This window comes from Rhodococcus sp. MEB032 (assembly GCF_030208925.1).
Taxonomy (GTDB): domain Bacteria; phylum Actinomycetota; class Actinomycetes; order Mycobacteriales; family Mycobacteriaceae; genus Rhodococcus_F; species Rhodococcus_F qingshengii.
This window is the reverse complement of the sequence record NZ_JARVSY010000060.1, coordinates 1-2,414: the sequence shown is the minus strand read 5'-3', so window position 1 is coordinate 2,414 and position 2,414 is coordinate 1. Positions and strand designations below refer to the sequence as shown.

The 2,414-nt window shown below is 54.8% G+C and carries 1 rRNA gene; it reads left to right on the top strand.

The window, feature by feature from the left end:
• Positions 1-44: 44 nt before the first annotated feature.
• A 23S ribosomal RNA gene (locus tag QRN54_RS33295) occupies positions 45-2,414 on the top strand; the annotation flags it as partial.

Genomic DNA, 2,414 nt, shown 5'->3' with positions numbered 1-2,414 from the left:
TTGTGTGTTGTTTGAGAACTGCACAGTGGACGCGAGCATCTTTGTTGTAAGTAATGAAGAGCGTACGGTGGATGCCTTGGCACCAGGAGCCGATGAAGGACGTAGGAGGCTGCGATAAGCCTCGGGGAGCTGTCAACCGAGCTGTGATCCGAGGATGTCCGAATGGGGAAACCCAGCACGAGTGATGTCGTGTTACCCGCGCCTGAATATATAGGGCGTGTGGAGGGAACGTGGGGAAGTGAAACATCTCAGTACCCACAGGAAGAGAAAACAACCGTGATTCCGTGAGTAGTGGCGAGCGAAAGCGGAAGAGGCTAAACCATGGGTGTGTGATAGCCGGCAGGTGTTGCATTCGTGGGGTTGTGGGGTTCATTTTGTCAATACTGCCGTGTTGGCCAACAGTAAGAAATCACAGGGTTAGTGGAAGTGGTCTGGAACGGCCTGTCGTAGAGGGTGAGAATCCCGTACACGAAAACTTTGTGACTGTTGTAATGGAAACCCAAGTAGCACCGGGCCCGTGAAATCTGGTGTGAATCTGTCGGGACCACCCGATAAGCCTGAATACTCCCTGGTGACCGATAGCGGACTAGTACCGTGAGGGAAAGGTGAAAAGTACCCCGGGAGGGGAGTGAAATAGTACCTGAAACCGTGCGCTTACAATCCGTCAGAGCCTTCGAGCAGTTTACTGCTGGGGGTGATGGCGTGCCTTTTGAAGAATGAGCCTGCGAGTTAGTGGCATGTCGCGAGGTTAACCCGTGTGGGGTAGCCGTAGCGAAAGCGAGTCCGAATAGGGCGATCGTAGTGGCATGCTCTAGACCCGAAGCGGAGTGATCTACCCATGGCCAGGTTGAAGCGACGGTAAGACGTCGTGGAGGACCGAACCCACTTAGGTTGAAAACTGAGGGGATGAGTTGTGGGTAGGGGTGAAAGGCCAATCAAACTCCGTGATAGCTGGTTCTCCCCGAAATGCATTTAGGTGCAGCGTCGCGTGTTTCTCACCGGAGGTAGAGCTACTGGATGGTCTAGGGGGCCCACAAGCTTACCGAAATCAGCCAAACTCCGAATGCCGGTGAGTGAGAGCGCGGCAGTGAGACTGCGGGCGATAAGGTTCGTAGTCGAGAGGGAAACAGCCCAGATCGCCAGCTAAGGTCCCTAAGCGTGTACTAAGTGGAAAAGGATGTGGGGTCGCGAAGACAACCAGGAGGTTGGCTTAGAAGCAGCCACCCTTGAAAGAGTGCGTAATAGCTCACTGGTCAAGTGATCCTGCGCCGACAATGTAGCGGGGCTCAAGTACACCACCGAAGCTGCGGCATTCACGCAATAGCCCCCCTTCACTCTGCGGAGTGTTGGGCAGGTGTGTGGATGGGTAGGGGAGCGTCGTGTGGCCATGGAAGCGGCAGGGTGACCTAGCCGTGGAGGCCACACGAGTGAGAATGCAGGCATGAGTAGCGAAAGACGAGTGAGAAACTCGTCCGCCGAATGACCAAGGGTTCCTGGGCCAGGTTAATCCGCCCAGGGTGAGTCGGGACCTAAGACGAGGCCGACAGGCGTAGCCGATGGACAACGGGTTGATATTCCCGTACCCGTGTGAACGCGCCCATGGTGAATCAGTGATACTAACCATCCTGAAGCCACGAGAAGACCTTCGGGTCTCGAGTTGGTGGATGCATGGGACCTGATCTGGTAGTAGCCAAGCGATGGGGTGACGCAGGAAGGTAGCTGAGCCAGTCAGTGGTAATACTGGTGTAAGCGTGTAGGGCGTGACCTAGGCAAATCCGGGTCGCACATAGCCTGAGACGTGATGCGTAGCCGATTGAGGCGAATTCAGTGATCCTATGCTGCCGAGAAAAGCCTCTAGCGAGCTTTCACACGGCCCGTACCCCAAACCGACACAGGTGGTCAGGTAGAGAATACTAAGGCGATCGAGATAACTATGGTTAAGGAACTCGGCAAAATGCCCCCGTAACTTCGGGAGAAGGGGGGCCCTGTCTGGTGACGACATTTACTGTCTGAGCTGGGTGGGGCCGCAGAGACCAGTGAGAAGCGACTGTTTACTAAAAACACAGGTCCGTGCGAAGTCGTAAGACGATGTATACGGACTGACGCCTGCCCGGTGCTGGAAGGTTAAGAGGACCGGTTAGTTCCTTCGGGAGCGAAGCTGAGAATTTAAGCCCCAGTAAACGGCGGTGGTAACTATAACCATCCTAAGGTAGCGAAATTCCTTGTCGGGTAAGTTCCGACCTGCACGAATGGCGTAACGACTTCTCAGCTGTCTCAACCGTAGACTCGGCGAAATTGCATTACGAGTAAAGATGCTCGTTACGCGCGGCAGGACGAAAAGACCCCGGGACCTTCACTACAGCTTGGTATTGGTGTTCGGTTCGGTTTGTGTAGGATAGGTGGGAGACTGTGAA